Raw genomic sequence first — 25,013 nt, forward strand, 5'->3', positions numbered from 1 at the left:
CTGCGCCTTGTCCCGGCGCACAACTATCCTGTTTTCAACCGAAGCATATAAGGTTATCAGACAACCGTACAATATAAATATTGGCGTATCCGGGCAGTTGTCGCCTCGGGTCGAGACGGGAGGAAGCATGCATATTCTGATCATAGGCGCGGCCGGGATGGTAGGCCGCAAACTGACGGCGCGTCTCATTGCGGAGGGCGGCATTCTCGGCAAGCCGATCGACAAGCTGACCCTCGTCGACGTCGTGAAGCCCGAGCACCCGCAGAGTTTTTCCGGGTCCGTGGTGACGAGCGACGCCGACCTCTCGATGCCGGGCGAGGCTGAAAAACTCATCAGGACCCGCCCCGACGTGATCTTCCACCTTGCCGCGATCGTTTCGGCGGAGGCTGAACTCGATTTCGAAAAGGGCTACCGGGTCAACCTGGATGGCACCCGCTACCTGTTCGATGCGATCCGCCTCGCAAATGGCGAGGACGGCTACAGGCCGCGGGTCGTCTTCACGTCGTCCATCGCTGTCGCGGGTGCCCCGCTGCCATTCCCCATTCCCGATGATTTCCACCTGACGCCGCTCACCAGCTATGGCACCCAGAAGGCCATTTCAGAGCTGCTTCTTTCGGACTACACCCGCCGCGGTTTCTTCGAGGGCATCGGCATTCGACTGCCGACCGTGTGCATCAGGCCCGGCAAACCGAACAAGGCCGCATCCGGCTTCTTCTCCAACATTCTGCGGGAGCCGCTGATCGGGCAGGAGGCGATCCTGCCCGTGTCGGATGACGTGCGCCACTGGCATACATCGCCTCGCTCGGCCGTCGGATACCTCGTCCACGCGGCGAATATGGATCTCGATCAGGTCGGCCCGCATCGCAATCTTTCCATGCCGGGCGTCAGTGCGACCGTCGGCGAGCAGATCGATGCGCTCCGCCGGGTGGGGGGCGAAAGAGCGGTAAACCTCATTCGTCGGGTACCGGACGAGATGATCATGAAAATGGTTGCGGGCTGGGCGCCCGGTTTCGAGGCAAAACGCGCCACCGCCCTCGGCTTTACCGCGGAGAAAAATTTCGACGAGATCATCCGGGTCCATATCGAGGATGAGCTTGGAGGCTGCCTGTGATGAGAAATCCGTGCGCGGACTAAAGGTTTGTCCTCCAAAACGAACGGTGGCCTTCGTTCAGATGTCCGGATGCGTCGGAGCGAAGCCGCTGCGGACACACCTGGATCGTCGGATCATCAGGGGCAGCGTCGATTGGCAGTTGATTGTGAGAACGCAGAAACTTCGGGGGTTTTGAACGGGATCCTCACGATGGGCTGCCATGCGACGTCTCATGTTCGTAAAGCTGTTCCATGCTCAAGGTTGCCACTTCGGCAAAAGGGGTCTGATTGCGGACGCGGCCGGCACCGAGAATGACAACCTCGTCGCAGAAGGAAATGGTGCTGTGATGATGGCTGACAACGATCGTGGTGCGGCGCCCGGCTCTTAATTTCAACGTCTCCACGATCGATGCCTCGGACAAGCCGTCCATGGCATTCGTGGCCTCGTCGAGGATCAGAATTTCCGGATCGCGGACCAGAGCTCTTGCCAGGGCGATCCGCTGTCGTTGACCGGCAGACAGGCTCGCTCCCCGGTAGCCGACGACAGTTTCATATGCGTCAGGCAGCTTCTCGATAAATTCATGCGCCTCGGCAAGTCTGGCCGCGTTTTCCGCCGCGAGAAGGGAGGTCTCGTGGCCGTAGACGATGTTCTCGAAAATGGTGCCATCCACCAGTTCAAGATCCTGGCTGGCAAGCGCAATCTGTCGGCGCCACGCAGCGGGATCGATTTGGTCGAGTGGAATGCCGTCGACAAGAATATTGCCCTGATCCGGCTCGACAAACCGGCACAGGAGATTGACGATCGTGCTCTTGCCGGCGCCGGACCGTCCGATAATTGCCGTCGAGCGGCCCTGGCGAATATCAAAGCTTACCGAACGCAGGACCACGGGTCGTGTGCTGGAGCCCGGATACCTGAAGGTCACCTGGTCGAACTTGATCTGCCGGCGGAGCCCCTGGATCGGACGACTTCCCTGGGGAGCCGCCGGTTTGTCGGAGGAATCCAGCAGCCATCCGACTTCTTCCAGCGCTCCACTCCATCCCTGAATCTGGCTCCAGGCCATCTGCAGCGCGCGGACATGCGGTTGCAGCCTATAAAGCAGGACGACGAAAGCCACGATGACCGGGAAACCGACCCCAATCCGCCATGCGCTGACAACCACACCCAGAAAGAGGGCGGAATGCAGGACTTCGGTTAGCGGGGGGAGGGCTGCCTGGCGGCTGTTAAGAACGAAACCCGCCTTTCGCACGGCATTCGAAGCCGCGTCGAAGATCGTTCCTTCACGCCGTTCCTGTCCGAATGCGCGGATGAGGCGCCCGGCGTGAACGAGGTGAAGCATCCTCGCGGCAAGCTCACTGTTGAACGACGTGACGTTGCGGCTCGGGCCCTTCAGGCCTGCCGATAGCAAAGCATGGATGGCCTGGATCAGGACAAGCCCAAGTGTGACACACAGCGACATCTGCCACGAAAGAAGCAGCAAAAATGCGAGCAGGATAATGGCCGCTGACGCATTCACGATCGCTGCAAGGACGGTCTGGACAGCATCCGAGGCCCGCCAGGATTCGTTGGAGATAATGTTCAGCAGCCGCCCCGGGCTTTGCTGCAGGAAGAACGGGTAGCCGATCGTCAAAAGCTGGTCGGCGAGACGGTTCCGGATCGAATGGCCGGCCTTGCCATATATGAAATTGGCAAGCACCGCGTTGGCAAAAGCCAGCACGTTCTTCACGGTGATCAATCCGAGAATGGCGGCCGCGATGACGATCAGCCGGGTCTGATCGTCCAATCCGGTTCCCACCCGCTGAAAAACGGCGGAAAGGCCGGCCATTCCCGAAGCATCATTTTCACCGGCAATGATGCTGAGCATCGGAATGACAAGACCAATGCCGGTGCCTTCGAGAACGGCGCTGCTCAGTCCCAGGATGACGACGATAGCCAACAGACCGGTGTTTTTCCCCAGAGCGTTGCGCAGGAGGTGAGAACTCGATGTGAGGACATCTAGCATGGCGGCGTTCCCCGTTGCGGACGGGGCAGATGACTGGTCGTACCGGGATCCGCCTGTTTGAGCCACCGAATAGCAAGCAAGGCAAACTTGGCTGCTCCGACCAGGTTCATGGCCACGATCGTCAGGTGGGATAGGGAAATTTCCGGATCGAAACGGTAGCCGCCGAACAGCTCCCGCCAGGCCGATCGGGTCGTCCAGCAGAAATGACGAAGCAGCCAGGGAGCCTTGAACGCATGCTTGATGCAAAGGCCGCCGTTTCCAAGGCTGTAATCCCGGTGAAGTTGTTCGATTGCATCGCGTGTGGTCCGCCCGTGAAAATGCTGGACCGTCATGTCCGGAACATATTCGATTGGAATGCCGAGCTGATAGGCACGGACAAGGTAATCCGTGTCTTCTGCGGAGCGCAGCGGGCCGCCGGCCCCGAACCGCTCGTCAAAGCGCCCGATGCGGTCCGCCGCTTCTCGATGCATGGTCATGTTGCAGCCGAGCACGAACCCGCCCGGATGGACATCCGGGGTGAAGCGGGCCCGGAACCGCGACCGCTTGATTGTAAAAGGCAGGTCGTGCGGGCTGCCGAGATCGACGCGGCCGCCCCGGACGATGCATCGCTCGCCTGCCGAATAATGCCGGTTCAGATCCTGGAGGTAGGAACCGTCGACGACGCAGTCATCATCGACAAAGATCAGAAGCCTGCCTCGCGCCCGTTCCATTCCCGTATTGCGCGCGGCTGCAAGGCCAGGCCGCGGCTCCACCATCCATCTGACGGGAACAGCGGATTTCGCCGCGATGCGGGATAAACGCGTGGCTGTATCGTCGGTGGATCCATTGTCGACCACCACCAGCTCGCAGTTGAGGGAACAGGCTTGGCAGGCGGTTTCGATCGAGCTGATACATGCCTCGAGCGCGGCAGCCCTGTTGCGGGTGCAGACGATAAAGCTTGCATCGATGGGGTGCCCTCCATCGGGGGACAAGGGGGGGTGCTCTCTGGACATCAGGCGAGCCCTCGAAGCGGCAACACCGTCTTGGCCGGCACCGATTGATAGTACCGTGCCACCCCATCGAGCCGCCGGATCGCCTCTTCCGACATGCGGCTCAACCAGGGCGCAGCGACGGCGGCTCGAAGGCCATAACGCTCCCGCCGCCGGATGACGTCCCATTTTCCCGTTCGCATAAGAAATGCGTGGGTCAACTCCGGACGTTGCTCATCAGCAATGAATTGGTAGAGGAAATAGAAGAAGCACAAGGCGCCCTCTGCGTAACTGCTGGCGCTGGCACCCACTTGCTCGGCGACCTTTTCTTCGATCGCGAGCATGCAATCGGCGGCTCGGCGCACCGTTTCCGGCGTAACGGCCGCGCCGATAGCAAGAAGAGCGCCGGGATCGTCGTTAAGAGCCTCGCGTTCGAGGTTCTCGGCGACGATCTTCAGGTGGGTTCGGCGCATTTGGCGCCTGTGCTTGTTGGTAACGCTGTCGCTGTGGATACGATAGGCGATCAGGCTCTCGTCGATCATCGCCGCCGGAAACGCGCGTGTAATGCGCCTGAAGAGATCGAAGTCCTCCGCATGGACATAGCTTGCGTCATAAACCAGCATATCCTCCGGGATGATCCTACGATTGTATATCACTGTCGAATGCAGGAAGATCGTGAAGAACAGCGACAGTATATGCCAGTCTCCTGACTGATAAATGGGATTTGGCGTGCTGCGCACGACGCGGTTGCCGAGAAGCCGATCGACTTCCGTTCCGCAGATCGCAAGCTGAGGTTGCTGCTCAAAGAGCGCGATTTGACGGGAAAAGCGGGTTGGATAGGAGATATCGTCCGCGTCCATTCGGGCGACCAGGTCACCTCTAGCCAGGGCGATGCCCTCGTTCAAGGTCGCGATCAGTCCACGGTTCTCCCGTGAGACGATGCGGACGCGATCATCAAGCTTCTGATATCGGCGCAGAATATCCAGCGAGAGATCGTTCGAGCCGTCGTCGATGGCGACGATCTCAAAGCGCTTGTAGTCCTGGCGCAGAATGCTCTCGACCGCCGCAGCGAGATAAGGTTCGCCGTTGTAAACGGGCAATACGACGGAGATCAGCGGGGAGGACATCGTTCGACTCGCAATGGCGTGGCAATTTGAAGTTCCTGTACTTGCCCAGCCTTCGAAATGGCTGCGGCAGACGGCGCGTCATACGTCGGTTGAAGCCTTCTTTGGGGGACGTATGGGAAATAGCGCTTGAGCTGGTTGAGTGGTTTTTCGAACGCCAGCCACGAGATCGCGGCCAATACCAATGTTCCGGTGGTTCCTAAGATGAGGCGACCGAAACCCTGTTCCGAGACGTTGAACGGAATCCAGGGTTGTGCGCCTACGACGAAGGACAGGACGATCGGATGGAACAGGTAGACCCCGTAGCTGACACGTCCGACAGCGTTAATCGGAGCGGATTCCAATAGACGGCCGGGAGTTCCCCGCAGGCCCGACGAACAGTATCCGACTAGGGCCGTGAGCGGTATAAGAGGAAGAACTTCCAACCCAATCCAATTCGTCCATGCGAGCGTCGGTGGCAGTGAGAGCGGTTTCAGCCACATCAAAATGGCTGTTACAACGAGCAACGGCGCCGAGCTTAGCCGCATCCAGCGCGGCAATGTCTGAGATCGCGTTCGATGGAGAGCAAGGAGCGCACCGGCCACCAGCGCGTCCATTGACGCCGGGGGAAGAAGATCCCGCGCGAGCGAAGGCGTCCCCGTGAACGGCCAATAGAACCGATAGGCGAGGGAGCACGCGATGAGAGCCATGCAGATCGGCTCAAGCCAGCGACGCGGGGCGAGCAGGATGACGAGCGGCCACACGACATAGAACTGCTCTTCGATGCTCAGGCTCCAGGTGTGGCAAAGCACCCAGGGCGTCCATTCATCGCGAAGCGCATACCAGAAATTCGAGAGGTAAAGGGCATGCCATTTGATGCTGCCGCGCGCCTGCTCGAGGTTGACCAGCCAGACGAAGCTCAGCACCGCAAAGTACGGCGGAAATATGCGCAGCGCCCGGCGAATATAGAACGATCCTATCGCGGTGCCTGGTTCGTACTGGGCGGTAGAGCGCGCTTCCAGCAAAACTCGCGTTATCAGGAAGCCGCTGAGAACGAAGAACAGGCGTACGCCGATATGGCCCCAATGCGACCCATCGGCCGCGAAAAAATGCGCGTATAGAACCATTGAGATGGCAAGAGTTCTAAGACCATCCAATTGTCGGTCGCGTGCATGAAGCATGGAGCCCCCAGTTGAGCAGAACTTGTGATAACTCCCGCTTCGCTTGTATTTTGCCGCCGTGCTTTGTTTGGAACCCCGAAAACCTATTTTTGCAGCCCGAAAAGTTCAGGCAAAATCCGACCAAACTGTGGCCGCCACCGCGATTCAGACTTTAGCCCCGCAGCGGGCCGGTCTTTAGTCCTACTTCCAGCCGCCGAGTTTAGTGGGCCGCGCCTCTTGAGGATCCGAGGCACGAGCGGGCCGCAACATTTCTTAATGCGACTACACAGTGCGGCTCCTCCCCATCGCTATCGTGTGACCAAACAAGCCAGGGCGCTCGCCGGCCCAGTTAAAAGGTCCACTCAATGATCGCGTTATCGACCGTATCATCCACGCTTCGACGCTGCTGCGCGCTTTTCGGTAAAGCAGCGATGCTCGCATGCGTGTTTTCGACCGCAGCGTCCGCAGACGCTCAAATGCCGGTGACGACGATCGTCGCCAAGCGAGGCGCGTTGACGGAAAGGATCGAGGTGGTTGGTTCGCTCGCGGCGCGGGAAGAAATCGAGGTCTATCCCGCCGTCGTCGGCAAGGAGGTCAGGCAGATTCTGGTAGAGGCCGGGCAATATGTTGAACGGGGCCAGGCGCTCGCGCTCCTGGACACGACCGAAGCACTGATGTTGCTGGACAAGAATGCGGTGAGCCTCCTTCGCGCGCGTGCTGCCGTGGCGGTTGAAAGCAGCAAGATAGATGTGGCGATGGTCACCGAGGCCGAAGCGCGCAAGAAGCTGGAACGCAGCCGCTCGCTACAGCCAAAAGGAGCGATCGCCGACAATGTCCTCGAGGAAGACTTGAACGCTCACGCCCGAGCCGTCGCGGAATTGCGACTGGCGCGCCAATCGTTGGAGCTCGCCAACGCAGATCAACAGTTGATCGCCAGCGAGCGGCGGGAAATCGAACTGACTGTTCAGAGAAGCACCCTGCGGGCCCCCAGCTCGGGTCGGATCTTGAGCCGGAAAGCGCGTGTTGGGGGGATGACATCGAGCTCCGCCGACCCTCTTTTTGTCATTGCTGACGATGATGATATCGAGTTCGTGGCGCAGGTGACGGAGACAAGCTTCGTTCGGCTGCGCGAAGGCATGAGCGCCGAAATTACCTTGCCAGGACGCGACCGAGCCATCGCGGGAACCGTCCGGTTGAATGCCGCGCAACTCGATCCCAAGACAAGAAGCGGGACGGTGCGGATCGAACTTGCAGACAAGGCCGGACTTATCCCAGGCGTCTTTGCGCGGGGTAACGTCAGTGTCGAAGACCGGCAGAATGTTCTCCTCCCGGGAACGGCCGTCAAAAGCACGGCGGCCGGCCACAACGTTTACGTCGTTTCAGACGGGCTCGTGGATATCCGCCCGGTCCACATCGGATTACAGCAAGGCGGCTTCGTGGAAATCGTCGACGGCATCCGGGAGGGAGAGGAGGTCGTCCTGAAATCAGGTGCCTTCCTGAAGGCACAGGAGCGGGTGAGGCCCGTATTGGCCGCGACACCGGCAACGCATGCCGACGCCTCCACATCTACGCCAAATCGGCTCGGAGCTCGACTTCAATGAACATATCGGCCTGGGCTATTCGCAACCCGCTTCCTTCGATCCTCCTATTCCTACTCCTTGTCACCGCGGGTCTTTACAGCTTTTCACGGCTGCCCGTTACTTACTTCCCGACCATCGACGAGCCGGCGGTGAATGTGACTATCGACCAACCCGGCGGCGCGCCGAGCGAGTTGGAGACTGAAGTCACTCGTCTTGTTGAAGACGCGGTAGCGTCTCTTGCAGGCGTGGAAGAGATCAAGTCGACGGTCACTCAAGGCCGTTCTGTTACCGCTGTCGAATTTGAGTTGGGCGTGATTTCGCCAGACCGCGCCATGGGTGACGTCCGCGACGCGGTTGCGAAAATCCGCAGCGATCTTCCCGATGGAATAGATGAGCCTGTCATCGAACGGGCTGAGGAAGAAGCGCAGGCGGTGGTGACTTATGCCGTGACAAGCCAGGACATGACCGTTGCTGAGCTTTCGTGGTTCGTCGACGATGTTGTTGCCCGGCAGTTGCAGGGTCTGAAGGGCGTTGGCCGCATTGATCGTGTCGGAGGTGCTGACAGGGAAATCCATGTCGAACTCGATCCTTCGCGATTGCAGGCGCTCTCCCTGACGGCGAATGCCGTTAACGAAAGCCTCATCGCAAGCCAATTGGATCGTTCCGGGGGCCGCAGCAACCTGAATGGCAGAGAACGGACGCTGACGACCGCTGCAGCGGCGCAGACGATTGCAGAACTGGGTGGGTCGCGCATCCTCCTGTCGGACGACGCCAGTGTGAAACTGGAAGATGTCGGCAGCGTCCAGGATACGATCACGGAGGCCCGCGCCTTTGCGACTTTGGATCAGGAGGACGTTGTAGGTTTCGCGGTCTATCGCTCAAAGGGTTCGAGCGAGCTAGCTGTTGCGGAGGAAGTGGCCGTCGCACTGGAGAAGCTACATCTCGAACAGTCGTCGATCCGCTTCAAGCTGGTCGACGACAATATGTCCTACACGGCGGGCAACTACAACTCGGCCATGCATACCCTCTATGAGGGCGCGGCATTGTCAATCGTCGTCGTATTTCTATTCCTGCGCGACTGGCGGGCCACGGTCGTGGCGGCAATCGCGCTTCCGCTTTCGATCATCCCGACCTTTTTTGCCATCGATCTCCTGGGCTTTTCCCTCAACATTCTCAGTTTGCTTGCGATCACCCTGGTGACAGGAATTCTCGTGGACGATGCGATCGTTGAAATCGAAAACGTGGTGCGTCACCGCGACATGGGCAAATCCGCCTACCGGGCTGCGTTGGACGCCTCTGACGAAATAGGGCTTGCTGTCATAGCCATATCCGCAACGATCATGGCTGTCTTCACACCCGTGGGCTTCATGAGCGGCGTGGTCGGGCTGTACTTTCGAGAATTCGGGCTGACCGTTGCGATAGCGGTGTTCTTTTCACTTCTGGTGGCCCGATTGATCACCCCGATCATGGCTGCATACATCATGACCAACGCTCCTCCGTCGCACATTCGGAGAGGGCGCCTGGTGTCGGCCTATGAGGGACTGCTGAAGGTCAGCCTGCGGTGGCGATGGATGACAGTCGGATCCGCATTTGCGGCTTTCGCATTGGCTCTATACGCTCTGACCTCCCTGCCGACCGCTTTTTTGCCGGAAGAGGACACCGGGAGGTTGACCCTCTCGGTGGAGCTGCCCCCTGGGGCGGCTTTGCACGAAACAAGGGCGGCGACGGACGAAATAGCTGCCCTGATCCGGCGGGATTCCGCGGTGGAAGGCGTATTCGTCAGGGCGGGGTCGAGTACGGCCGGACAGGAAGACGTACGATATGCGGTCGTCCTGATCGATCTGCTCCATAAATCCGAGCGCGACCGTTCATCGTTCTCGATACAAGCCGATCTTGAAAAGGCGCTTTCCTCCATTTCGGACGTCAGGCTGCGCTTTCTCAACACCCGCGGCGGGCGGGACATATCTTTCGCTGTCCTGTCCGCGGATGGCGTTCTGGCTCAGCGGGCCGCAGATAACATACTGCAGGAGCTCGCAGCCGACAGAAACTTCGTCAACCCGACCGCCGACAACGCGGCAACACGACCGGAATTGCGGGTGAAAGTCGACGCGGACAAGGCCTCAACGATCGGCGTATCTCCGGCAGAGCTTGCGCGCACGATCCGCGTATCGACGGTAGCAGATGTCGACAGCCGACTGCCCAACTTCATCGACGGCGGCCGACAGATCCCAATCCGTGTGCTGCTCCAAACGGATGCTCGCGACGATTTGCCAACCCTTGAAATGCTGTCGGTACCGACGACGCGAGGGACGTCGGTTCCGTTGTCTTCCGTCGCCGACGTCAGCTTCGATGAGAGGGTCGCCGCCATCGAGCGATTTGATCGCCAGCGTCGCATCGAAATCTCAGCGGACATGGCTGACGGCATGACGTCGGGCCAGGGTCTCGACAGGCTGGCACAGCTCGATAGCGTCAAGAGCCTGCCGGCGGGCGTGCGCATTCAGGCGACCGGGGATTCCGATACCGAAGGCGAGGTGTTCTCAAGCTTTGCGGTGGCGATGGGATCGGGCGTCATGCTTGTGCTTGTCGTTCTCATCCTCCTCTTCGGAAGCGTGCTGGCGCCCTGGACCATCCTGGCCTCCCTTCCCCTGTCGATCGGCGGCGTTGCAGCTGGCCTCATGCTGAGCGGCAACGCCGTCTCGCTTCCCGTCGTCATCGGTATCCTGATGCTGATGGGGATCGTGACGAAAAACGCCATCATGCTCCTGGACTTCGCCATTGAACGCGAAGCCCATGGGCTGTCTCGGGTCGATGCGATCGTCGAAGCCTGCTCGGAGCGAGTCCGCCCCATCATCATGACCACGTTCGCTATGATCGGGGGAATGGCCCCCTCCGCGCTCGGGGTAGGGGACGGAGGCGAATTCAGGGCGCCGATGGCGATCGCGGTGATTGGCGGTCTGCTCGTGTCCACGGTTCTATCGTTGATCGTCATCCCGTCGCTCCACCTGATCGTTTCCGACTTTGGCGATCGTACCGCTCGGATCTTCAAGCCCTTCCTCCAGTCGGCCGAGATCTGAAGGGTGCAGGCGCCGCAAGGACGCTTGCACTACCAATGAGGGCCGGCCAACCACCTGGCCGGCCCTGCCGTATATCGCAGAGCGTTTTTTCCGCAGCGCCGCCACTTTGCCGGTCACGTCAATTCTGCGTCGCGATGCGAGCGGCTGCGGCTCTTATCGCCATGGCTGGGCGCGTTTGGTATCACTGCGTGTAGTGACCGCAACAAAACTTAATAAAGCGAAATATTCCAGGACCAACAGCCGGCCCATTGTCAGGTCCTTAAACAGGAAAAGACCCATGCAGCCCAATTCAGCATCCGCGAAGATATTGATCGTGGAAGACGACTTCGAAATCGGCAATCTTCTGGCGTCGACAATTCAGGAAAGCGGGATGCTGCCGACTGTGGCTGAGGACGGAAACGTGATGCAGTCCCTGCTTCGCAGCAATTCCTATGACCTGATCATCCTCGATGTCATGCTGCCGGGCGAAGATGGCCTAAGCATTTGCAAACGCATCCGTTCGGAAAGAACGATCCCCATAATCCTGTTGACGGCACTCGGAGAGGAAGTCGACCGGATCGTGGGACTGGAAGTCGGCGCCGATGACTACATTACGAAACCCTTCAGCCCAAGAGAGGTGGTCGCTCGGATTCGCAGTCTCCTGCGTCGCGCCTCTTACGGCCTGACAAGTAGCTCTGCTCAAAGGAAGCTGCGGTTTGACGGATGGGTGATTGACCCGATGCGGCGCCGGCTTCACGACCCCGGCAACGCTCGCATCGCTTTGACAACAACGGAATTCGATCTTCTGCTGGCGTTCTGCAGAAATCCGGGCAGGGTCATCACCCGCGAGGAGCTGCTCTTGTTTACCCATTCCGGGCTGGCTGGGCCGATCGAGCGCAGTATCGATGTGCATATCAGCCGCCTCCGTCAAAAGATCGAGGCTGATCCTCGCGAGCCAACGCTCCTGCAGACGGTCAGGCTGGGAGGATATACTTTTACCGCGTCGGTAGAGGAAGTCTGAAACAGAGGCCCCAATCTTTCTCCGGCGCCGCAACTGCCATATTGCGCACGGCAAGGCGCGTCGCCTGCTGGATCGGAAGCGATCTGTGCAAGCGACACGCCATTTATTTCTCTTCCTGGCTTCAGAACTTGTAACCGACAAAAGCAGAAACGGAAGGCTGGATCTTCTTCTCGACGATCGGGCTATCCGCGGCATCTCCGGTGAGCACTCCGATGCCTGCTTCACCACGCACCAACCAATGATCGCTCAGTGCGTATGTGGCAGAGGCAGAAAGGTCGACACGCTTCAAGCCTGCTTCCGCTTTATATTCAGGCAGGCCTGAACGTGCCGACTGAGCGGCATCGACGCCAAAATAAGCCTGCATATGTTTGTCATTGGCCACGGTGGCTTCGGCGCGTGCGCCCAGAATGAGACGCTCCGTGACCGGGGCCGAGTACTCTACCCCAAACTTTCCGATCAGGCTTTCACTGCCATTGATGGTCTGGTCGACGCTCGCATAGATTTTGACCGGACCCCAATCATAGCCGACTTTTGCGCCGACTGTTGCGGCGAAGTCGATGTCGCCGAGGCCGCGGAGGCGATCACCGTCACCCTCATCCCGCCCTGATTCGTAGCCAACCGCAGCGGAAATGGAAAATCCGCCTTGATCCAGGACAGTGACGCTGATCCCACCTGGATCGATTTCCAACCATTTGCCGTAGGTAAACACGACGAAGGGAATGGGGCTGACTTCAAATTCGTCGCTCCCTTCGTATTTAGGCTCGTAAGAAGCGCCTGCGCCAAGGATCAAGCTCCAATTGCGCTCCGGTTGGCGTTTGTCGAAACGCTGCTTGTCGAAAGGTGGCTCCGGCGTCTGCTCGGTGGCGGTCTGGTCGGCGCCATAGGCGTTTGGAGAAAATCCCGCAACGCTGAATGCGGCGCATAAGGCGAGGGGCGAAAGACGCCGCTTGGCTTTTTTAAGATGTAGCATAAGGGCTCCAGAACAGGTTATCAGTCCCCCCAACAGAGGAGCCTGCGATGGCTTGTGTTTCATGCTGGAGCCCTCGGTTGCGTGTTTTTTTGTTGCACTTTGTTGCAGCCCGCCGCGATCGGCAACGAGGCGGCCCCGCCGTAACAAAACGTAATAATCGCGCAGCAGGAAACGCGGGATCTTGTGAGGGAGTTCGACTATGTTTCCGGTTCGCCGAGCGGCCTCGGCTCAAGCGCGCTTCTCAATTCCAAAAGGGTGCTCATGTTCTTTCGCCGGCTTCCAGGCCTATCGACGATCCATAGTCAGATCACGGGCGTCATTCTTCTCAGCCTCGCCATCACCGTTTTAGGCGGCTCTTTTCTCAAGCAGCGGGTTGAAACCGGATACTCGCTAGTTGATGTTGAGGAACTCGCCGACAGTGTGTTCACGATAAGCTCCATCCTCAAAACGGCCACGCCCGAAGAGCGCGACATCGTTCTTCAAGCAGCCAATCGTGCCGGTTGGCACTTCACTCTGCGACCTCGCGCCTTGGCGGAAACGTTCAAGAGTTCATGGCCGGGGGAAAGCGTCCTGGACGCTACGATGGACTGGCTTTTTTCGCCCGATGGGAGACAGACGCCACTCGGCGGCTGGAAAACCTTTGTTGATGACAAGCGCGTCGTCTCAGCTGAGATTGACGATAAAACAATCCTCGTTTTGGACGGCCTTCCCAGCACGGCGTTCTGGAGCGAGGTCCTCGATTATCTGGTGGCGGTTATTACTTTGATCGTGCTGTTTTCTTCGTTCGGGGTCTGGGCAATCACGCGGCCGCTACGGAAGATTGCTTCCGCGGCTGCGAATGCTGACATCACATCCGGCCGGGTAATCTTCGAAGAGGAAGGCAGCGTAGAGATCGTCGCTGTTGCGCGCTCCTTGAACGGGATGAGCGATCGTATCACCGATATGATTCAAGGCAGGACGCGGATGCTGCGCGGGGTGAGCCACGATCTGCGCACGCCATTGACGAGACTGAGACTTCGAGTAGAGCGGGTCGGCGACGGGCAATTGCGCGATATGTTGCTGGCGGATATCTCTCGCATCGATAGTCTCCTCAAAGAGAGCCTCAGCTATCTGCGTGACGACCATCATCGAGAGCAGGTAGAAACGATTGACCTGGCAACGACGCTGCAGACGATCTGCAGCGAATTTGACGATGTGGGTCACAAAATCAATTATATCGGCCCCAATCATCTGTCCGCCAATTGCAAGCCTCTCGCGATAACGCGTGCAGTGACCAACCTTTGCGAAAACGCTGTGAAATTTGGCGACAAGGTCGCAATCGAGCTGAAGCGAAGCGGAGACAAGGTCGTTGTCGACGTATCGGACAATGGCCCCGGGATACCGAAGCAATCACGTGCGCAGGTGTTGGAGCCATTCTTCAAGCTGAATGCGGCGAGGACTGACGGCAACGCCGGGTTCGGGCTGGGATTGTCCATCGTTGGGGAAATCGTGCAAGCTCACCGAGGAACGCTGGAACTGTTGGACGGGGAGTCATCCGGCCTCTTGGCGCGGTTAACGTTTCCAGCAGATCTCCAGGCTGACAGCGTCACCGCGCAGGTTCGGTGAAGGCTTGCGCGTATGGCCTTAATCCGCCTGCGAGCGTGCTTTCTGGATTCGCCTATCTGTGCAGTAAGGACCTTAGCTATGGCTATAACTCGGCGGGTTTGCCCGCTCTGGGCCGGCATTTGCTGCGGAGGCATGGGCGCCCGCGTCGAAATTGTCTGCAGCATTGGTGAGGGAAGCCAACATCGCGTCCGCCTGGTTGAAATATTGTTTGATCCATGGGACGGGGCCGACGCCAAATCGCCTTTTCGATCCCCACCGCTGGCCTTTTTCGACCATTGTATCCCAAGGTCTCGGCTTCCCGTGGAAGACGATGATTTTTGCGTTCCGCGGCTGCCTGATCCTCGGCAGGAGCAGATTGATCGGAAAGTATTTTGTGCAGCTTCTCTTGAAGCTGACGCAGAAACCTGTCGGCCAGTAACTTTTTTGCCGCACCGCCTGCGTCAGGTAGGACTGGTCGTTTTTGAATTGCGCGATGATCGCCTCAGCTTTGCCTACGAAGTCGTGGTAAATTCCATCGACATGTCCTGCATGAAATCCAAAGACAGATGACTGGGCACCCCTGTCCGGCCTGAAGCTATTTGGGAGAAGGCTCCAGAGATCCGGATTCCATTCCCGTTGGATCACAAAATGACGGCGCTCCCGAAGCACGCCGACCAGCGGGGCGAGTGATTGTTGGATCATGACGTCGAGATCGAGGAAAAGCACGACGTCTCCGGGCGGGAAAAGACCCGGGGCAAACACGCCGATCTTGGGCCAGCACCCTCGTCTCCACGCCTGCTCAGGCAAGCCGAGATTCGGGATATGACGAGTGAGAATGCCCGAAGCAAGGCCGCGACGATCGTCGGTCAGGCAGACAAAGTCGAACGGCTCCTCCATGTTGCGCAGCACACCGGCATAAAGAGCATTGACATGGCTGGCGGTGAAAGCCGTGCCCCATTTCATGCAAACAATCGTAACCAACATGCCGCTCCATCGATAATCTGGAGACGGTCTAAGCGACTTCGGTGCGAATGATTGTTTATAGTTGTTATATGATGTTGCCGAAGATTGTCGTTGATGTCGGCGTGGTTCCCTCGACCAGTTGCGCCCTGGTGGCATATTTGCGACCGGCGGCGCCCATGGTCCCCAATTCGGCCATGGGCGGCTGGGCGCCGAGGCCGAGGAAGCCGAGATCGGCGGCCGTGAGGATGATGCCCGACATGTTGAGGGTCGGGCGGACGATGATCGACGGCACGCACAGCGGCCCGCGAAGCAGAATGCGACCCGTATCGACATAGATCTGAAATCTGGTATATCAGGCGCTGTACGCTCACCGCCTCGTCAACGGATTTCGCGAAAATGATTCCTGAGCCCACTGGAAGCCCACGGTCCGAAGCGTTTGCGAAGATCGACCCGAAATTTCAGATGACGGTGCGCGATCACGTCCATCGCAGTTTGCGGGCTGCCATCCTCGCGGGGCGGTTCGCAACGGGGGAGAAGGTCAACGAGCGCAGCCTGGCCGAACAATTCGGCGTCAGTACCACGCCGATCAAGGAGGCGCTGCGGCAACTCGAGACGGAAGGCCTGGTCGAGGCGCTGCCCCGGCGCGGCGTCATCATCCGGTTCGATATGGGATGGGCGGAGGAGATGATTCTTGCCCGCGCGGCGCTCGAATCGATGATTGCGCACCTGGCCGCCAAGCGCATCGGCAAGCCTGCCGGCGCCGAGCTGACGGCAATAGCCGACCTGATGGCAAAGGCGACGACCTCGGCGGATGCGGACAGCCTCATTTCCCTCAACGAGCAATTCCACGAGCACATTCACCGCAGTTCGCGCTGCAGTTATCTGGCGAAACTGATCGAGCGGCAGCAATTTTATGACGCCAGCATCCGCCGCGTCATCCACATGGATCCCGCCGAGCGGCAAAAAGCCCTCGAAGAACACACCGCCATCGCTAAGGCTATCGTCACCGGTGATGCGGATCTCGCCGAGCGGCAGATGCGCAACCATGTCGTGCGCTCCGGCGAAACCTATTTGAACATCGTTTTCGGCAGCAAAAAGGATATCGGACGTGAATGACAGGCTTCAGACTGTAAGAAAGGCGCTGACCGGCATTTCCGGTGTTCCCGTGACGCCTTACCGGCAAGACGGGACTGTCGACGTCGAAAAGCTCAGCGCGCTGATCAGGCGCCTGGCGGTTGCCAAGGTGCACAACCTGATGGCGGCCGGCAATACCGGCGAGTTCTTCACGCTCACCATGGACGAAGTCCGCATCGTGCATGCCGCCACGGTCAAGGCGGCCGACGGCATGTCGCTGGTGAGCGCCGCCGTCGGTCGCTCGCTGACCGAAGCAAAGGCGCTTGCCAAGGATGCGATTGCCGAAGGTGCTGATGCGATCATGGGCCATCATCCCATGGACCCGTTTGCCGGGCCGTCCTATCAGGCCGGCTATTTCCTGGAACTGGCGGAGTTCTGCACCGTACCGGTTATCGCCTATGTGCGCAGCGATAGTTTCTCGGTCGAGGATTTTCGCAAACTCGCCCTGCATCAGAACATCGCCGGCATCAAGTTCGCCTCGTCGAACCTGATGCTGCTGGCGGAAGTCATTCGAGCCACCCGTGATGCTCCGGCGATCTGGGTCTGCGGCCTGGCGGAAGGCTGGGCGCCGGCATTCTACGCCATGGGCGCCAAGGGCTTCACTTCGGGTCTCGTCAACGTCTTCCCCGAGCGCTCGCACGCCATCCATCGGGCGCTGGAGGCGGGCAATTATGCGACGGCGCGAGAATTGATCGATGGCATCGCCGGCTTCGAAATGCTGCGCACGAAATACAATAACGGCGCCAACGTCACTGTCGTGAAGGAAGCGCTCGGCATGCTCGGCACCGATGTCGGACCGGTGCGCATTCCGGGCGTCGTCGCTCTCAACGAGGATGAGCGGCGGATCCTGCGCGCCATTGTCGATCGCGTCAAAACCGAAACGCCTGCCGCCTGAGGAGGAAACAAAAGGTGCATATTACCGGAATAAAGACATACATGCAGCGGGTCGACGACCGTCCTCGCCTGCTGCTCAAGATCGAGACCAGCGAAGGCATTTCCGGCTGGGGCGAATGCTACAATCATGGCCCCGACTGGGCGCTTCCGCCGCTTCTCGATTACTTCTTCCACCAGATCGAGGGCGAAGACCCGCGCCGCGTGGAATTCCTCGTCCTCAAGCTCAACCAACAGTGCCGGTTTCCTCCCGGCGCGCTCGGTCTTGCCGCGATTTCCGCAATCGATCACGCATTGTGGGATATCGCCGGCAAGGCTGCGGGTCTGCCGGTCTACATGCTGCTCGGCGGCAATGTGCGTGACCGCGTCCGCGTCTATTGCGGCGTCTATACCGCACCGGATCCACAGGATGCGCTCGATCAGACGCTCAAGCTCCATGAAGACTACGGTTATACCGCGTTCAAGCTGAGCCCCTATCGCCGCGATCTTCACAACAGCCGCTGGGGCGAACTGGTGAAGGAAACGGGCGACTATTTCGGCAAGATCCGCGAGATCACCCCTTCGCATTTCGAATTCGCCTTCGATGCACACGCGAAGATCTACGAACCTTACCAGGCCGTCCAGCTGGCTGCGGCGATCGCACCCTATGATCCGCTTTTCTACGAAGAACCGATCCGGCCTGAACATATTCCCGCATGGACGGAATTGAAGTCGAAGGTAACGGTGCCGCTGGCGACCGGCGAATCTCTCTACAACCGCTTCGAATTCCTGGCGCTGCTCTCCGCCCGCGGCGCCGACATCATCCAGCCGGACATCTGCGTCGTTGGCGGCGTCAGCGAAATGCGCCGCATCGCGGCGATCGCGGAAGCCCACTATGTCACCGTCGCACCGCATAACCCGATGGGGCCGCTCGCAACCGCGGTGAACATCCACTTCTCCGCCGCCCAGCCGAACTTCAAGATCCTGGAGTTCAAGCCGCATGTGCACGCGCCCTGGGCGCTCGACCCCTATATGCCGGTGGACGGATATATGAACCTGCGCCCGGATCGCCCGGGCTGGGGTATCGAGATCGACGAAAAGGTGCTGGCCAAGGACGATTACATCCACTGGGAGCGCAAGATCACCCGCAAGCCGGACGGCTCGACGGCCTATCCGTGAAAACCGCCGGAGATCGGCCGCAAACATGCGATGCCGAACCAGTGGCTCATGATCATGCCCGCAAGCCGTAGCGGGCATGTATCAGAGTTCTCTCGATGCCGCGAAGCTCCGCCAGCCCCTTGAGACGTCCGATGGCGGGATAGCCCGGCTGAGCTCCGCGCGTCAGATCGTCGAGGATTTCCTGCCCGTGATCCGGCCGCATGGGGATGCGATGATCCTCGCGGCCTTCCTGGCGCCGACGGGTCTCTTCCGCAAGCAGCGCGGCGATCACCGCAACCATGTCCGTTCCGCCTTCCAGATGTTCGTCCTCGAAGAAAGAGCAGGGGACCGTGTCGGTGTCCCGTGTCACATTCCGCAGGTGCACGAAATGGATGCGGTCGGCAAAGCGCGAGGCGATGAAGGGCAGATCGTTATCGGGCCTGGCGCCCAGCGAGCCGGTGCAGAGCGTCACGCCATTGGCGCGCGCGCCGACCTGATCCAGCATATGTGCGTAATCGGCCTCGGTCGACAGGATGCGCGGAAGGCCAAGCAACGGCCAGGGCGGATCGTCGCCGTGAGCGCAGATATTGATGCCGACCTCTTCCGCCACGGGCGTGACTTCAGTCAGAAAGTCGACGAGGTTCTGCTGCAGCCGTTCCCGGTCGATACCCTGGTAGGAGCGAAGTTTTTCCAGCAGTTGGTCGAGCGTATAGCCGTCCGCCGAGCCCGGCAGCCCCGCCCCGATGTTTTTGCCCAAGGCTGCGATCTTCGCATCGGCCATCTCGGAAAACCGTTCCGCCGCACCCTCCTGCAGCCATTCCGGGTAATCACTGTAAGCCTCGGGACGCTTGAGGATATGGATATCGAAGGCGGCAAAATCCGTCAGGTCGAACCGCATGGCCTTGGCGCCATGGCGCATGTCCCAGCGCAGGTCCGTGCGTGTCCAATCGAGGATCGGCATAAAATTGTAACAGACCGTGCGGATGCCGGAGGCCGAAAGACGCCGCAGCGTTTCCTGCCAGTTGGCGATATGGCGCTTCCAGTCGCCGGTCTGCGTCTTGATGTCTTCGGAAACCGGAACACTCTCCACGACATCCCACACCAGGCCGCCGGCCTTGATCTCCTCGTGTCGCCTGGAAATCTCGTCGACCGGCCAGACCTCGCCGGTCGCAATGTGGTGGAGCGCCGAAACGATGCCTTCCGCGCCGGCCTGCGCCGCGTCTCTTACGCTCACTTTGTCGACCGGGCCGAACCAGCGCCACGTATGTCTCATGTCTCGTCCTTCACGCTTTCTCAGTTTGTTTAAATGTGATCTGCACCTTGCAGGCCCTGGAACGGTCCTCGGCCTGTTCGAAAGCCGCGGTCGCCGCATCAAGCGGGAAACTGTGCGAGATGATCGGCCGCACGTCGATGCGCCGCGTGGCGATCAGATCGACCGCCTCGGCAAATTCGGAATGGAAGCGCTGCGAGCCGCGCCAGACGATCTCCTTGCCGACCAGCGCATTCAGCGGGATCGTCATGTCACCGGTCACGCCGACCTGGACGAGGGTTCCGCGCGGCTTGATCGCGGCAAATGCCGATCGCAGGGCCGCACCTGAAGCCGAGCATTCGAACACCACGTCGAAGCTGCCCTTGTTCTCCTGGAAGGGGAGGAGCCCGTCCGGATCGGAGGCCACGTTGATCATTTCGGTCGCTCCCATTGACGGCGCCCGCGACAGGGCTGCGTCAGCCAGATCCGTCACCACGATTCTCGCGGCACCCGCATGCCGGGCGGCGGCAACCGTCAGAAGCCCGATCGGGCCTGCCCCCGTGACCAGCACGTTGCGACCCGACAGGTCTCCGGCCAGGGCGACGGCATGCAGGCACACCGCAAGCGGCTCCGCACAGGCAGCCTCGCCCGGCGACACGTCACGTCCCACCGGATGGCACTGGATCGCCGGAACGACCAGCCTCTCGCGGAACATGCCGTTTTCGTGCGGCAGGCGCATGGCCGAGCCCATGAAACGCATGTCGAGGCAATGGATCGGCTGGTCGATCCGGCAGTATTGGCAATGGCCGCAGGGCTGCGATGGGTTGACCGCTACCAGTTGCCCAAGATTGAGCCCGGAAACCCCTTCGCCCAAGGCTTCGACGAAGCCCGAGGCCTCGTGGCCGGCGATGATGGGTTCGCGAACCCGCACCGGCCCAAACCCGCCATCCTGGTAATAATGCAGGTCCGAGCCGCAGATGCCGCCCGCCGCCATGGCCAGCAGCACTTCGCCCGGGCCGGGCTTGCGGTAATCAAGATCTTCGATCCTGATGTCACGGATACCGTGGAGACGAGCGACGCGCGTCTTCATGCGATGCCTTTCTCTTTCAGAGAGATCGTGCCCCGTACGCGTCAGAAAGCCGTACGGGACCGGGTTTCAGCGGATCAGTCCCATCTCCGTCGGCAGCCAGAGGGTGATGGCCGGGATGAAGGTGATCAGCAGCAAGGCGATGATGAGCGGCACCAGCCAGGGAATGATCGCCATCGTCGTGCGCTCGACGGACAGTCGCGCCACACGCGACAGAACGAAGAGCACCATGCCGAGCGGCGGATGCAGGAGGCCGATCATCAGGTTCAGCGTCATTATCAATCCGAAATGCACCGGATCGATACCGAACTGCTTGACCAGCGGCAGCAGGATCGGGACGAGGATGGTGATCGCCGCGATCGTATCGAGGAAGCAGCCGACAAACAGCATCAGCAGGTTCACCAGGATGAGGAAGAGCCATTTGTTGCTGGTGATGGAGAGGATCGCTTCCGACAAGAGCTGCGCCGTCTGGCTGACCGTCAAAAGCCAGGCAAACACGGAGGCTGCGGCCACGATGAACAGGACCGATGCCGTCGTTTCAATCGTGTCGAAGGTCGCCTTTGCGATCGTCCGGAATGTCATGGTCCGGTAGCGCACCATGCCGAGGAACAGCGACCAGAGAACGGCCGCGACGGCTGCTTCCGTCGGCGTAAACCAGCCCATGGTCATGCCGCCGATCAGGATGACCGGGGTCATCAGCGCCATCACCGCGGAAAAGTTGAAATACCAGTCGCATATCAGCAGCGCGGCCAGTGCAATGAAAATGGCAAAGTTGAGCGACAGGCCGAGCGTGAGCAGAACCCAGATGGTGGCCGGGACCAACATGACGACGAGGATCTCCGACGACGCGCCGATCAGGCCCTTGATGCTGAACGGGGCATCCGAGCCCCAGCGTTTGACATAGGCAAAGATCGCGACGGTGACCATCATCAGCACCGTCATGACGACGCCGGGCACGATGCCGGCCATGAAGAGAGCGCCGATCGAGACATTTGCCATCATGCCGTAGATGACGAAGGGCAGCGACGGCGGAAAGATCGGCCCGAGCGTGGCAGAGGCCGCGGTAACGCCGACGGCCGCTTCCACCGGATAGCCGTGATCGCGCATGGCCTTGATCTCGATGGTGCCGATGCCTGCGGCATCTGCCAGTGCCGTTCCCGACATGCCGGAAAACACCACCGAACCGATGATGTTCACCTGCGCGAGGCCACCCTTCATCCAGCCGACAAGGGCCACGGCGAAAGCGTAGATGCGGCCGGTGACGCCGGCGATATTCATCAGGTTGCCGGCGAGGATGAAGAACGGAACCGCCAGCAGCGGAAAGCTTTCGACGCCGGCAATCAGCCGCTGCGCGGCAATGATGTCGGGCGCGACGTCATAGAAGACAATGTACAGGACCGATGACACGGCCATGGAGACGGCGACCGGAAGTCCGATCAGCATCAGGACAAGAAACGAGCCTATGAGCAGCAACATGGTGTCAATCCTCCACGCTCTGGAAAGCTTCCGGTCGCTCCAGAACGGAGTAACCCCGGCGCATGTTGGCGATGAAGACCTGGATCGAGCGCAGCAGCATCAGCACGAAGGCGGCAAGCACGGAATAGAAGACGATGTTGCGCGGCAGTTGCACCGTCACCATCTCCTCGTCCGCCACGATCTCCATGTAACGCCACATCAGCCATGATCCGTAGAGGAAGAAGCCGATGCGGATGAGATCCACCGCCGTCGCCATCACGCGGGTCACGCGGGCGGGCAGGTAATGATAGAGGACATCCACCTGGATATGGCGTGACGTGCGCACGCACATCACAGCGCCCAGGAACACCACGCCGATCAGGCAGTTGACGGCGATTTCCTCTGTCCAGGCATAACTGTTGTTGAGGACGTAGCGCGTGAAGAACTGGAGGAAGACGCAACCCGTCATCAGCCAGAAAAGGGCCAGGGTGATCCAGTCCTCGAACGCATAGGCGCTGAGATTGGCCTCAGTTGGCGCCTCGTCAAATGTATGGGCAAGTTCTTCAGGCGTGACCTTGGTATGAATTTCCTGCGACGCTGACATCGATAGCATCCTGTGCGGATATGAACCTCACTGCGCCGGGAAAACGTTCGCCGCCGGGCGAGCCGCCGCAGCCTTCAGAAAGGTGCGGCGGGCCTGCCTGGTGGCCAGCCGAAACGGCAGGTCCCATGCGCAATGGAAGGAATTGTCGAACAGGCGCGGCCCGAAGACCGCGCCACGGGCTTTACTTGATTGCGCGGATTGCTTCCCAGTCGGCCTTTTCATAGCCGAATTCTTCGAGCTTGACCTTTTCGACGACGTTCTTCAGGAAGTCCGCCTTGTCGACTTCCGTCACGGTCAGGCCCTTCTTCTTGAACTCGTCGACCAGTTCCTTTTCACGAGCGTCGATCGTTTTCGATGAGCGCACGCTGGCTTCCTGCGCGACGTCGGAGAAGATCTTCTTGTCCTCGTCTGACAGGCTGTTCCAGAGCTTTTTCGAAAACAGCGTGTTGAGGTGGTCGACGATATGGCCGGTCAGGACGATATTCTTCTGCACTTCATAAAACTTCTTCGCCTCGATCGTGGTCAGCGGATTTTCCTGCGCGTCGACCGTCCCATTCTGCAGGGCGAGGTAAACTTCGGCAAAGGCGATCGGCGTTGTATTGGCGCCGCAGGCCCGCGGCATGGCGAGATAGGCTGGAACATCCGGCACGCGCATCTTCACGCCCTGCAGGTCGGCGCACTTGGAAATCGGCTTGTTGGATGTGGTGTGGCGCGTTCCGTAATAGGTTACGGCGGCGATATGGTTGCCGGTCTTGTCTTCATAGCCCTTGGCAAGACGCTTGAAGATGTCGCTCTTGGTATAGGCGATCAGGTGGCTCGCATCGCGGAAGATATAGGGATAATAGGTGACGCCGATCGGCTTGTAATCGCGCGCCGCAAAACTGGAGCCGGAGATGATGATATCCACGGTGCCGAGCTTGAGGCCCTGGTTGATGTCGGCTTCTTTTCCAAGCTGTGAAGCCGGATATACGTCGATCTTATAGCGGCCATTGGTCCGCTTGGCGATTTCGCCGGCGGCCCAGACGGAGTCGGTGTGGAAAGGCTCGGATGTCTCATAGACATGAGCCCATTTCAGCACGGTTTCGGCATGCGCCGAAACCGTCGATGCAATGATGACTGCGGCGACGCCAAGCAATGTCTTCAGTCGGTGTTTCATTCTTTCCTCCCAGTGAAACGGAACTGTATGGTCGACCCCACCGCAGTGGTGGAGGTCAGTCTTCTCTGGTCTGCTCCTCCTCGAAGCTTTCCGAGAATCTCTTTTGCGCCAGCGTCAGATGACGGCGCATGGCCTCGCGTGCCGCGGCAGGGTCTCCCGCTGCAATGGCGTCACGAATGATGCGGTGCTCCTCAAGCGCCAGCTTCCATGTGTGCGGCCCTTCGAAATAGCTGGCGAGCTTCGTAAAATAGGGCGACATCCGCGTATCGTAGATCAGCCCGGTGAAGTGCTTCAGGGCCGAATTGCCGATGATGTCGGCGATCGCCGTATGAAAATCGCGGTCGCAGGCAAGAGCGACCGGGCCGTCGTCCAGCGACTGCTCCATGCGCTCCAAAAGCAGATCGATCCGGGCGATGCCATCGGGCGTCACCAGACGCGCGGCCTCCTCCGCGATGCTGCTTTCGATCAGGCAGCGCGCCTGAAGGATTTCCAGGGGACCGCCTCCTTCGTCGTTCGGCAGGACGCTGGCGGGCTGTCGCGGAGTACTGCTGATATAGACGCCGGATCCCATCCGGATCTGGATCCGACCTTCGACCTCGAGCACGATCAGAGCCTCGCGGACCGTCGGCCGTGAAACGGAAAATCGCTCGGCAAGCTCTCGTTCGGGCGGCAGCCTCGAACCCGGCTTCAACTCCCCCGTATCGATCAGCGTACGAATCTGCTCCGCAACCTGGCGATAAAGCCGGCGCGGCTCCAAGGCCACGAACATCGAATTCCTCCGAGCGCATCACTCCTCTGATGCGCAAGCG

Annotated in this window: 20 protein-coding genes and 1 pseudogene; 8 read left to right on the plus strand and 13 right to left on the minus strand. The window is 59.8% G+C overall.

The window, feature by feature from the left end:
* Window positions 1–127: 127 nt before the first annotated feature.
* Entirely contained in the window at window positions 128–1,111 is a 984-nt protein-coding gene (gene denD, locus AC1D3C_RS03450) for a D-erythronate dehydrogenase (protein WP_477481886.1), read from the plus strand.
* 184 nt (window positions 1,112–1,295) lie between these two features.
* Here denD and AC1D3C_RS03455 read toward each other — a convergent pair whose 3' ends face one another.
* Genes AC1D3C_RS03455 through AC1D3C_RS03470 form a run of 4 tightly spaced genes read right to left on the minus strand, consistent with a single transcriptional unit; the run spans window position 1,296 to window position 6,341 of the window.
* Window positions 1,296–3,089: an ABC transporter ATP-binding protein gene (locus AC1D3C_RS03455; protein WP_477482002.1), complete on the minus strand. Its 1,794-nt coding sequence runs from the start codon at window positions 3,087–3,089 to the stop codon at window positions 1,296–1,298.
* Window positions 3,083–4,081 carry a glycosyltransferase family 2 protein gene (locus AC1D3C_RS03460; RefSeq protein ID WP_477482003.1) on the minus strand — a complete coding sequence of 333 codons (999 nt, stop codon included), beginning with the start codon at window positions 4,079–4,081 and terminating at the stop codon, window positions 3,083–3,085. The genes AC1D3C_RS03455 and AC1D3C_RS03460 overlap by 7 nt, the downstream gene beginning before the upstream one ends.
* Entirely contained in the window at window positions 4,081–5,184 is a 1,104-nt protein-coding gene (locus AC1D3C_RS03465) for a glycosyltransferase family 2 protein (protein WP_477481887.1), read from the minus strand. The genes AC1D3C_RS03460 and AC1D3C_RS03465 overlap by 1 nt, the downstream gene beginning before the upstream one ends.
* Window positions 5,169–6,341 (minus strand): acyltransferase family protein, encoded by a 1,173-nt coding sequence (locus AC1D3C_RS03470; protein ID WP_477481888.1) that lies wholly within the window; start codon window positions 6,339–6,341, stop codon window positions 5,169–5,171. Before AC1D3C_RS03470 ends, AC1D3C_RS03465 begins: the two co-directional genes overlap by 16 nt.
* 455 nt (window positions 6,342–6,796) lie before the next feature.
* Between AC1D3C_RS03470 and AC1D3C_RS03475 the strand changes: the two genes are divergently transcribed.
* The 3 genes from AC1D3C_RS03475 (at window position 6,797) to AC1D3C_RS03485 (ending at window position 11,974) form a co-directional block, all read left to right on the plus strand.
* Window positions 6,797–7,921 carry an efflux RND transporter periplasmic adaptor subunit gene (locus tag AC1D3C_RS03475; protein ID WP_477481889.1) on the plus strand — a complete coding sequence of 375 codons (1,125 nt, stop codon included), beginning with the start codon at window positions 6,797–6,799 and terminating at the stop codon, window positions 7,919–7,921.
* On the plus strand, window positions 7,918–10,974 hold the full coding sequence (locus AC1D3C_RS03480) for an efflux RND transporter permease subunit (RefSeq protein WP_477481890.1): 3,057 nt from the start codon (window positions 7,918–7,920) through the stop codon (window positions 10,972–10,974). Before AC1D3C_RS03475 ends, AC1D3C_RS03480 begins: the two co-directional genes overlap by 4 nt.
* 277 nt (window positions 10,975–11,251) lie before the next feature.
* Window positions 11,252–11,974, plus strand: a complete 723-nt coding sequence (locus AC1D3C_RS03485; RefSeq protein WP_040124382.1) for a response regulator transcription factor — start codon at window positions 11,252–11,254, stop codon at window positions 11,972–11,974.
* Window positions 11,975–12,095: 121 nt separating this feature from the next.
* Here AC1D3C_RS03485 and AC1D3C_RS03490 read toward each other — a convergent pair whose 3' ends face one another.
* Window positions 12,096–12,944, minus strand: coding sequence for a MipA/OmpV family protein (locus tag AC1D3C_RS03490; protein WP_247135552.1), 849 nt, complete (start codon window positions 12,942–12,944; stop codon window positions 12,096–12,098).
* Between the two features lie 183 nt (window positions 12,945–13,127).
* Here AC1D3C_RS03490 and AC1D3C_RS03495 point away from each other — a divergent pair, with 183 nt between their 5' ends.
* A complete protein-coding gene (locus tag AC1D3C_RS03495; protein ID WP_477481891.1) occupies window positions 13,128–14,549 on the plus strand; it encodes an ATP-binding protein in 1,422 nt (473 codons plus the stop codon).
* A 72-nt stretch (window positions 14,550–14,621) separates the two neighbouring features.
* On the opposite strand, the gene AC1D3C_RS03500 is transcribed toward AC1D3C_RS03495, so the two are convergent.
* On the minus strand, window positions 14,622–15,512 hold the full coding sequence (locus AC1D3C_RS03500; protein ID WP_477481892.1) for a hypothetical protein: 891 nt from the start codon (window positions 15,510–15,512) through the stop codon (window positions 14,622–14,624).
* Window positions 15,513–15,576: 64 nt separating this feature from the next.
* Window positions 15,577–15,792: pseudogene (locus tag AC1D3C_RS03505) on the minus strand (D,D-dipeptide ABC transporter permease); the annotation flags it as partial.
* 95 nt (window positions 15,793–15,887) lie between these two features.
* Here AC1D3C_RS03505 and AC1D3C_RS03510 point away from each other — a divergent pair.
* The 3 genes from AC1D3C_RS03510 to AC1D3C_RS03520 are packed head-to-tail and all read left to right on the plus strand — an operon-like array spanning window position 15,888 to window position 18,674.
* Window positions 15,888–16,607, plus strand: a complete 720-nt coding sequence (locus AC1D3C_RS03510; RefSeq protein ID WP_247135555.1) for a GntR family transcriptional regulator — start codon at window positions 15,888–15,890, stop codon at window positions 16,605–16,607.
* On the plus strand, window positions 16,600–17,520 hold the full coding sequence (locus AC1D3C_RS03515) for a dihydrodipicolinate synthase family protein (RefSeq protein WP_477481893.1): 921 nt from the start codon (window positions 16,600–16,602) through the stop codon (window positions 17,518–17,520). Before AC1D3C_RS03510 ends, AC1D3C_RS03515 begins: the two co-directional genes overlap by 8 nt.
* Before the next feature lie 14 nt (window positions 17,521–17,534).
* Window positions 17,535–18,674, plus strand: coding sequence for a mandelate racemase/muconate lactonizing enzyme family protein (locus AC1D3C_RS03520; protein WP_040125716.1), 1,140 nt, complete (start codon window positions 17,535–17,537; stop codon window positions 18,672–18,674).
* A gap of 52 nt (window positions 18,675–18,726) precedes the next feature.
* Here the strand turns inward: AC1D3C_RS03520 and uxuA are convergent, their stop codons facing one another.
* From uxuA to AC1D3C_RS03550, 6 genes are all read right to left on the minus strand, one after another.
* Window positions 18,727–19,926 carry a mannonate dehydratase gene (gene uxuA / locus AC1D3C_RS03525; RefSeq protein WP_477481894.1) on the minus strand — a complete coding sequence of 400 codons (1,200 nt, stop codon included), beginning with the start codon at window positions 19,924–19,926 and terminating at the stop codon, window positions 18,727–18,729.
* Window positions 19,927–19,936: 10 nt separating this feature from the next.
* Window positions 19,937–20,992 (minus strand): L-idonate 5-dehydrogenase, encoded by a 1,056-nt coding sequence (locus AC1D3C_RS03530; protein WP_477481895.1) that lies wholly within the window; start codon window positions 20,990–20,992, stop codon window positions 19,937–19,939.
* 66 nt (window positions 20,993–21,058) lie between these two features.
* Window positions 21,059–22,465: a TRAP transporter large permease gene (locus tag AC1D3C_RS03535; RefSeq protein ID WP_477481896.1), complete on the minus strand. Its 1,407-nt coding sequence runs from the start codon at window positions 22,463–22,465 to the stop codon at window positions 21,059–21,061.
* 4 nt (window positions 22,466–22,469) lie between these two features.
* Window positions 22,470–23,048: a TRAP transporter small permease gene (locus tag AC1D3C_RS03540; protein WP_247031315.1), complete on the minus strand. Its 579-nt coding sequence runs from the start codon at window positions 23,046–23,048 to the stop codon at window positions 22,470–22,472.
* Window positions 23,049–23,229: 181 nt separating this feature from the next.
* On the minus strand, window positions 23,230–24,204 hold the full coding sequence (locus AC1D3C_RS03545) for a sialic acid TRAP transporter substrate-binding protein SiaP (RefSeq protein ID WP_477481897.1): 975 nt from the start codon (window positions 24,202–24,204) through the stop codon (window positions 23,230–23,232).
* Between the two features lie 55 nt (window positions 24,205–24,259).
* Window positions 24,260–24,973, minus strand: coding sequence for a FadR/GntR family transcriptional regulator (locus AC1D3C_RS03550; protein WP_040124396.1), 714 nt, complete (start codon window positions 24,971–24,973; stop codon window positions 24,260–24,262).
* Window positions 24,974–25,013: the final 40 nt, after the last annotated feature.

The sequence above is a fragment of the Neorhizobium sp. P1_A6 genome (assembly GCF_056406795.1).

Bases quoted from the DNA above. Each gene is read 5' to 3' on its own strand.
- denD (WP_477481886.1), top strand. From the start codon at position 128: ATGCATATTCTGATCATAGGCGCGGCCGGGATGGTAGGCCGCAAACTG.
- AC1D3C_RS03455 (WP_477482002.1), bottom strand. From the start codon at position 3,089: ATGCTAGATGTCCTCACATCGAGTTCTCACCTCCTGCGCAACGCTCTG.
- AC1D3C_RS03460 (WP_477482003.1), bottom strand. From the start codon at position 4,081: ATGTCCAGAGAGCACCCCCCCTTGTCCCCCGATGGAGGGCACCCCATC.
- AC1D3C_RS03465 (WP_477481887.1), bottom strand. From the start codon at position 5,184: ATGTCCTCCCCGCTGATCTCCGTCGTATTGCCCGTTTACAACGGCGAA.
- AC1D3C_RS03470 (WP_477481888.1), bottom strand. From the start codon at position 6,341: ATGCTTCATGCACGCGACCGACAATTGGATGGTCTTAGAACTCTTGCC.
- AC1D3C_RS03475 (WP_477481889.1), top strand. From the start codon at position 6,797: ATGCCGGTGACGACGATCGTCGCCAAGCGAGGCGCGTTGACGGAAAGG.
- AC1D3C_RS03480 (WP_477481890.1), top strand. From the start codon at position 7,918: ATGAACATATCGGCCTGGGCTATTCGCAACCCGCTTCCTTCGATCCTC.
- AC1D3C_RS03485 (WP_040124382.1), top strand. From the start codon at position 11,252: ATGCAGCCCAATTCAGCATCCGCGAAGATATTGATCGTGGAAGACGAC.
- AC1D3C_RS03490 (WP_247135552.1), bottom strand. From the start codon at position 12,944: ATGCTACATCTTAAAAAAGCCAAGCGGCGTCTTTCGCCCCTCGCCTTA.
- AC1D3C_RS03500 (WP_477481892.1), bottom strand. From the start codon at position 15,512: ATGTTGGTTACGATTGTTTGCATGAAATGGGGCACGGCTTTCACCGCC.
- AC1D3C_RS03510 (WP_247135555.1), top strand. From the start codon at position 15,888: ATGATTCCTGAGCCCACTGGAAGCCCACGGTCCGAAGCGTTTGCGAAG.
- uxuA (WP_477481894.1), bottom strand. From the start codon at position 19,926: ATGAGACATACGTGGCGCTGGTTCGGCCCGGTCGACAAAGTGAGCGTA.
- AC1D3C_RS03530 (WP_477481895.1), bottom strand. From the start codon at position 20,992: ATGAAGACGCGCGTCGCTCGTCTCCACGGTATCCGTGACATCAGGATC.
- AC1D3C_RS03535 (WP_477481896.1), bottom strand. From the start codon at position 22,465: ATGTTGCTGCTCATAGGCTCGTTTCTTGTCCTGATGCTGATCGGACTT.
- AC1D3C_RS03540 (WP_247031315.1), bottom strand. From the start codon at position 23,048: ATGTCAGCGTCGCAGGAAATTCATACCAAGGTCACGCCTGAAGAACTT.
- AC1D3C_RS03545 (WP_477481897.1), bottom strand. From the start codon at position 24,204: ATGAAACACCGACTGAAGACATTGCTTGGCGTCGCCGCAGTCATCATT.
- AC1D3C_RS03550 (WP_040124396.1), bottom strand. From the start codon at position 24,973: ATGTTCGTGGCCTTGGAGCCGCGCCGGCTTTATCGCCAGGTTGCGGAG.